Origin of the sequence: Bifidobacterium sp. UBA744, assembly GCA_002298605.1 — a bacterium.
Classification (GTDB): domain Bacteria; phylum Actinomycetota; class Actinomycetes; order Actinomycetales; family Bifidobacteriaceae; genus Bifidobacterium.
This window is the reverse complement of record DBKS01000053.1, coordinates 48,576-55,738: the sequence shown is the minus strand read 5'-3', so window position 1 is coordinate 55,738 and position 7,163 is coordinate 48,576. Positions and strand designations below refer to the sequence as shown.

Here is a 7,163-nt window from a genome sequence, read left to right as displayed (position 1 = left end):
CCGGCCATGGAGGTGGCGAGCTTGTCCCAGTAGCCGGACCAGTCGGCGTTGATCCCCTCGACCTTGATATTCGGGTTGGCGGCCTCAAACTTCTCGATGATGGCATTGGTGTTCTTGATACGCGCATCGCCGCCCCACCAGTTCAACTGGATGGTGACGGGGTCGCTGGATAGGGTCGGCTTGTCGCCGCTTGCAGCGTTGCCGCTGCCGCCGCCGCACCCTGCGAGCGCCATGGTGGAAGCCGCAATGGCAGCCACGGCGATCTTCGCGTTACGTTTGATCATCATGCGTCTCTCCTTCGTTACGCTGAAAGCCTCATAGCTTTCAACATCCAATCGGAATACCCAATGTCACTCGGGCATCTCATCGCACCGCCATCATCACTGATACCGTTACGCTGTTCTTTTCATTAAAGCCCAGCGACATCCGTCCATGAATTTATTGCCATTAGTTGCCAATATGCCGTCGCCAGCGAATTCACCCGAAGCCCCATGCCGACAAGCAAAACCGTCCGAACAACCTCATTCACCCCTGCCCAAAGCCTCAAGCGAGGCATACGGGTGAGCGAGACGCAACGTCTGGCCCGCCTTGACGCCATACACATGACCGTCCACATGGAACCACAGCTCATATGACGTCGGATTACGAACAATCGTCCGGTCCATGGAGAATTCCAACCGTTTGAATGCCGTGGCATATGAGGCGATCTCGGCGCTGGTGGCATACCAAATCTCGTCACGCCCAGCCACCGCATCGCACAGGCGCTCCAGAATATCCCAGTTGTTCTGCTCCTCGTATTCCCACGCATGGCCCCATACGTAGAACATCAGCGGATTATGCGGCTGCTGCGCGGCGAGGAATTGCTCGGCCAGATCCATGAGTTCCGGCTCTGTATGATGACAGGTCGGGTTGAGCCGCAACCAATCGGGGGGCAATTCGAATGTGTGGGTCGATTGCACAGTACGGGCATAGAGGATTCCGCACATGCGAGCCGCCGCCACCGCCGATTGCGTCACTGATCCGCTCGGATATGCCATGCCACGCACCAAACGGTCAAATAGCCCCTCGAGATTCGCGCGGTCGCGGGCAATCTCCTCAATGCACAGGTTGTCTGGCAAAGCCTCGTACATGGCATGGGTGAGCCCATGCATGCCAACTTCCATGCCGCTATCGCCGTAAAACTCCCTGGCATCATCCCGACTCATCTTCTGATGTTCATCCGGCGCGAACTTCTTGCCGTTGATGGAGAAGCGGCCGCTATTGAGATAGAACGAGCACTTGAGATCATGCGCACGAACCACATCCAACAGCCTGCGATCCTGATACACGCCGTCGTCGTAACTCAATGTGAAGGCCTTCTCTTTGCCGCCGGGAAATCTCATGTACATGCCGTTCATATCCGCACTCCTTTGTCGTATGGGCACGCCGGCATACCACGTTCGCGAGGCATAACCGACACGCCGGCGTCCATACTACATCAGCGCTCGGTATACGAGAATTGAGTAAAGCGCGCCGGCGTGAAGCATCCGTATACGGAACCCATTCACCATCCACGCTCTCGTAAGCCCAGCCCCGGGGATTTGACTAACTACTGAGCAGCGAGCATCGATATATTTCGGATTCTTTCACATTTTCCCGGACGCCAGGAATGTGAGTGCCTCTCCATGGGACCGATACAACGTTACAGCAACGGGCTTTATCACGCCGAGGTGTGAAAGAATCTAAAATAGATTTTTCCGCACCCCATCAAAACCCCGACGGCCAGACTTCAGCTGCGAACAGCACGAACCACGGCACGAACCCAATCGCGGTCCGTCCGCTCAATCACCGGATCATCACCGGAGCCGCCGGGGCCACCATCCGAGGAAATGATGCACCGTGCAGACAGATGAATGGAAGGCACGCCAGTATCGAGCACCGGACGAACCAGTTCCGGCGTGATACGGCCGCAGGCCATCACATCAATCCGACCAGAGGCATGTCCCACCAAGTCACGCAGACGCCCAAGCCCGTCTTCCACATTGTCGGCGCCGCCCGAAGTGAGCACACGGGTATAGCCGATGTCAAGAAGCTGGTCCAAAGCCTTGAACTGATCGTCAACCATGTCAAAAGCACGGTTGAAGGTAACCGACACATTGCGAGCGCAACGGGCCCCCTCGTCCTTGGCTGCTCCATAAAGCCGTTTGGCGAAATCAAGATCAACGCGACCATACCGATCAAGGGCGCCCACCACCACGCCCGACGCCCCGGCGAGGATCGACGAGCGGACATCGGCAAGCATCACGCGCTTTTCCTCCTCGTCGTACACGTAATTGCCGCCACGCGAGCGGATACGTGCCTGCACCCCCAGCCGAATACCCACATGAGAGCACAACTGAACCAGGCCAAAACTAGGTGTGATGCCACCTGTCGCGCCCATCGCGGTGCATAGTTCGACACGATCCGCGCCTTCTTCACGCGCGATTTTCGCACCATTGACATCTTGCACAATTATTTCCACGCGTGGCAACGCCCCACTATATTGGGCCTGCACATCGCTCCAACGATCGTTCCCATTCATAACTGCCCCTCTCATGCGCATTCATCCTCGAAGCACACTCCCCGAGTGTACACAGAAACGGATATTTGTCCAGCAACAACCAATCTCGCCCGGCCCTTCGTCTTCCGGGAAAAGCGTCTTCCAAGACGCCAACAAGATAGGTGAGATAAGAGACCGCCCAAGGCATGCCGACAAGCATGCTAAATACGATGACGATGACCTTCCGCAGCCATGCGCAGCTCGGCAAAACGAGTGGGCTTATCCAGAAACGCTTGGATCGCCACGGCCGCCGCGCCACACAGCACCGGGTCGATAGGCAACTCATTCAGAATAATGCGCGTTACTCCAGACACGCCCCTCATACCGTAGGTCGAAACCACGGCGCACCAACATCCCAATAAAATCGTTACTGAGTCAATATTGTCTGGGAAACCCGAGCTATTCCGTTTAGGACAACGCACACGACCAGCCCAACGGTGCGCGAAAGGAACTGGCCAATACCTCGCTCAGCCAAAACAAGACGAAACTATCAAAACACAACTGTTCTCGCCTCATCCACATCCTGCATTCATGCAACATCCGCTTCCGCACTGAACCTATCCGAGCGATAGGCATGGCTCTGTGAACGTCAACAAAAAACACCAACACATTCATCAACCTCGACATAATTACGCGAGCCGACAAAAACGAAAGGCGTCGGAAACCGACCGTTGAGCAGGACTTGAGGTCAGAGCGAATTCATCTTGAACGATGCGAGCCTGTAGGAGCCAACAAGGTTCGACCGCCCTTTCTGCAGCCTCATCGCGACCCCAACGCCGTCCACGTTCCACGAACGTTCATTCGTCGCGATGTCCGGCAATCGGGCACACGCCGCAATGCACTATAGTTGCCATCAATAATTAACTGGGTTAATATGTCGGTTCAACCGTGAAGTGTGCGAAACAAGGAGGTACCGTGGGCATCTACGCCACGCAGCAATCATCCATCTCCGAAAACAACCGCGCACGAATCCTGCAATATTTATATCGCAACGGCATCAGCTCGCGAGCGCAAATCGCCAAGGCCCTCGACCTCACGCCAGCCGCAATCACCAAAATTACAGCGAAGCTGCTCGACTGTGGCATCATCGAGGAAACTGGCGACATGAACGGCAATGGGCACCGCCGCTCCATCGGCCTTGACTTCGATTGTTCAAAATACCATGTCATCGGCGTGAAATTCGCCCGCAGCCTGGTGCAAATCGGCCTGTTCGATCTTAAAGGCAATCAGCTTTCACTGAAGAATATGCCGGAAGTACATGACGAAACCATCAATCAGACTATAGACGCCATTCATCATGAGATCAATGCGCTGCTCGACCGCGATCAAGCGACAGTGGCCATCGGCATGGCGGTTCCCGGCCCCTATCTGAAACAAGTAGGACGCACCGCCGTCGTTTCCTCCATGCAAGGATGGCGAACGGTGAATCTGCTCGACGAATTCGCCCACGCATTCCGCGTTCCCACATTCATCGAGCAGGACGCTCGTGCGGGAGCACTCGCGGAATACCTCTTTGACCCTCAAGTCAAGTCCGATAATCTTGCCTATTATCTACTGGGCGAAGGCGTTGGGCTAGGCGTCATCGACCACGGGCATATCATCGATGGGTTTCAAGGCGCAGCAACCGAAATCGGCCATATCAGCATCGACGTCAATGGTCGACCCTGTGATTGTGGCAATGTGGGATGCCTGGAACGCTACTGTTCCACCCCCGCCATCCATGATCTGATCATCGAAGACGGCGAACTTATCGACAACGCCAAAGAACTCAGCCACGCCGAAAGCGCGCGCCACCTGTTCACACTCGCCTCACAGGGCGACAATAAACATGCTCTGGCAATGATACGAGCCATTGCACGTTATGTCGGCTTTGGATGTGTCACCATTATCAATGCATTCAATCCGCACCATATCATTCTCGGCGATATCGTTGCCGAAGCGGGGCGGCCTTTGCTCGACGAAGTCCGCCGCGTGGTGCATCAACGCGCAATCCCCGAATTGGCCGACGTCACAAAAATCACGCTTTCCAATCTGTCGACCGATGCGGCGATTTGCGGCGCGGCGGCCACCGCAATTACACAGTTCATCAACCACCCCTCTTCTTTCTTTGATTTTGACTGACCTCTAGGCAACCCCGCCTTCCCATGACATTCAACCTCCCTGCATCATCGGCTCCGCCGGTTTACGCAACGCCACACGCCCAGCGACCGACTGTGCCCAGATTCCCTGCATCATATCGGCGACACGCCAACATACATTAATTGCGTTCATTAATTAACAGTGTTAATCTATTAACTAAGTTCAGATTCAACGGTGAACACCTACAACGAAGTGCTATTGAAAGGAACCTCATGACCAAGCCAATCGTTCTTTCCCTTGGCGAAATTTTGTGGGACATGCTTCCCAGCGGCAAACGCGCAGGCGGAGCTCCCGTCAATTTCGCATACCACGCGATGATGAACGGCGTCGAAGGCTACGCAGCCAGCGCAGTTGGCGAGGATGAGCTCGGCGACGAGCTTCTGGACGAAGCCCAAAAAGCCGGCATCCATGCAGTGATCCAACGCAATGCATGGCCGACCAGTACCGTCGAAGTAACCTTACGGAACGGAATTCCCGAATACACCATCGTAAAAGGTGTGGCGTGGGACCATATTGCCTTTACTCGCCAGCTCATCAAGGTAGTCAAGCAAGCTGACGCAATTTGCTTCGGCACCCTCGCGCTGCGTTCGCCTGAAAGCCATGACACCATTGTCGAGCTCCTGAAGCACGCCAAGCCGAATGCCATGAAGTTCTTCGACATCAATCTGCGCGGCGACCATTATTCCAAAGAGCTCATCGAAGAATTGCTCGACATGACCACCGTGTTCAAAATCAACGACGAAGAACTGCTGCTGCTACGAGATATGTTCGGCATCCGAGGAACCAGCAGCGAAGAGGCGTGTCACTGGTTCCTCGACCGATTCCACCTCAACACAGTAATTTTGACCGCCGGAAGCGCCTTCTCCACCATCACGGCGAAATCCGGGGAAATATCTACGGTAGGCACTCCTCGTGTCGAAGTGGTGGACACCGTCGGTGCAGGCGACTCCTTCTCTGGAACCTTCACCGCACGCACACTGCTGGGAGACTCATTGACTGACGCCCATCGCAAGGCAGTCAACACCGCCGCCTACGTGTGCACTCAACACGGCGCTTGGCCCGAATACCCCGAACACATGCCCGATTACCTTTCCCAAACCAGCAAGTAACAACAGCGACTCACATCCCACATTTCGGGAGTTCCACAGGATTTCCGAAATGTCATTATGAATGGAACTCTCATGATTAAAACCAGCAACACGCCGAAAGTCGGCAAACTCGCCATCACGCCAGTAATGCTGGCGTTCTTCATCATGGGCTTCGTCGACCTCGTCGGCACCGCCACCAACTATGTCAAGCCGGAATTCAACCTGTCCGATTCCACCGCGAACCTCTTCACCACGATGGTATTCTTCTGGTTCCTCATCTTCTCCGTGCCGGCGGGCATCCTCATGAATCGAATCGGTCGACGCAAGACTGTGCTGCTGTCCATCATCATCACCTTGGCGTCAATGGCACTTCCAGTAATCGGCTATCTCGCGTTCACCGACACGGCACGACTGGTATTCGTCGTGGCATCCTTCGCATTTCTCGGCATCGGCAACACCTTCATGCAAGTGTCTCTGAATCCGTTGCTTACCGTTTTTGTCAAGGGCGACAAGCTCGCCTCCACATTGACCTTGGGGCAATTCGTCAAGGCATTCGCCTCCCTGTTCGCTCCTTTCATCGCTTCATGGGGCTTCTCCAAGCTCAATATGTGGTGGATCCTGTTCGTCATCTATCTCACCGTCGGCATCGTCAGCTACGTGTTGCTCGTATTCGACAAAATCGAAGAACCTGCACCCAACACGAATACCACCACCATCATCCGTTGCCTCAAGCAGCTGACCAACCCCGTAGTACTGCTGTGCTTCCTTGGTATCGTCGCACACGTCGGCGTGGATGTCGGCATCAATGCCCAGGCTCCGCGTATTCTGATGGCGCATTTCCCCGACGTCGCCGTCAATGTCGCCACCAACGCCACCATGGTGTACTTCATTGCGCGTATGGTCGGCTGTTTCTCCGGCGGAATCGTATTGCAGAAAATCAGCAATAAAACCGGACTGCGCATCTGTGGTGCGATCATGACCGTTTCCGCCGCGTGCTTCGCGGTGTTCGCGCTAAGCCCCATTAATACCATGCAGTGGCTGTTCTGGTTGGCGGTCGCGCTTATCGGCTTCGGCAACTCCAACGTGTTCTCCCTGTGTCTGTCGCACGCGCTGCTTGCCATGCCGGATCGTCAGAACGAAATTTCCGGACTGATGATGATGGGCCTTATCGGAGGCGCGATCTTTCCGCCCGCCATGGGTCTGGCTGCAGACCTGATAGGCCAAATCGGCGGTATCTTGATCATGGCCATGGGATGTTCTACATTCTCGCCATCGCCATCTGCTACAAAGCACTGGAATGTCGGAAGTAACATCGAATGCCCAAGACCACTGCACTATCATCATAAATGGGAACCGGC

The 7,163-nt window shown here is 55.1% G+C and carries 4 protein-coding genes and 2 pseudogenes; 3 read left to right on the top strand and 3 right to left on the bottom strand.

Going from position 1 to position 7,163, the window contains the following annotated elements; genetic code table 11:
* The 3 genes and pseudogenes from B2994_RS05555 to B2994_RS05545 all read right to left on the bottom strand — a co-directional run.
* Nucleotides 1-287, bottom strand: a pseudogene (locus B2994_RS05555) (hypothetical protein); the annotation flags it as partial.
* 234 nt (nucleotides 288-521) lie between these two features.
* A complete protein-coding gene (locus B2994_RS05550; RefSeq protein ID WP_291527377.1) occupies nucleotides 522-1,397 on the bottom strand; it encodes a polysaccharide deacetylase family protein in 876 nt (291 codons plus the stop codon).
* A gap of 371 nt (nucleotides 1,398-1,768) precedes the next feature.
* On the bottom strand, nucleotides 1,769-2,488 hold the full coding sequence (locus B2994_RS05545) for a copper homeostasis protein CutC (RefSeq protein ID WP_291527376.1): 720 nt from the start codon (nucleotides 2,486-2,488) through the stop codon (nucleotides 1,769-1,771).
* A 1,005-nt stretch (nucleotides 2,489-3,493) separates the two neighbouring features.
* Here B2994_RS05545 and B2994_RS05540 point away from each other — a divergent pair.
* From B2994_RS05540 to B2994_RS05530, 3 genes and pseudogenes are all read left to right on the top strand, one after another.
* Entirely contained in the window at nucleotides 3,494-4,699 is a 1,206-nt protein-coding gene (locus B2994_RS05540; protein ID WP_291527375.1) for an ROK family transcriptional regulator, read from the top strand.
* A 230-nt stretch (nucleotides 4,700-4,929) separates the two neighbouring features.
* Nucleotides 4,930-5,826 (top strand): carbohydrate kinase family protein, encoded by an 897-nt coding sequence (locus B2994_RS05535; protein WP_291527374.1) that lies wholly within the window; start codon nucleotides 4,930-4,932, stop codon nucleotides 5,824-5,826.
* Between the two features lie 72 nt (nucleotides 5,827-5,898).
* Nucleotides 5,899-7,115: pseudogene (locus B2994_RS05530) on the top strand (MFS transporter).
* The last annotated feature ends 48 nt before the right edge of the window (nucleotides 7,116-7,163 follow it).

Bases quoted from the DNA above. Each gene is read 5' to 3' on its own strand.
- B2994_RS05550 (WP_291527377.1), bottom strand. From the start codon at position 1,397: ATGAACGGCATGTACATGAGATTTCCCGGCGGCAAAGAGAAGGCCTTC.
- B2994_RS05535 (WP_291527374.1), top strand. From the start codon at position 4,930: ATGACCAAGCCAATCGTTCTTTCCCTTGGCGAAATTTTGTGGGACATG.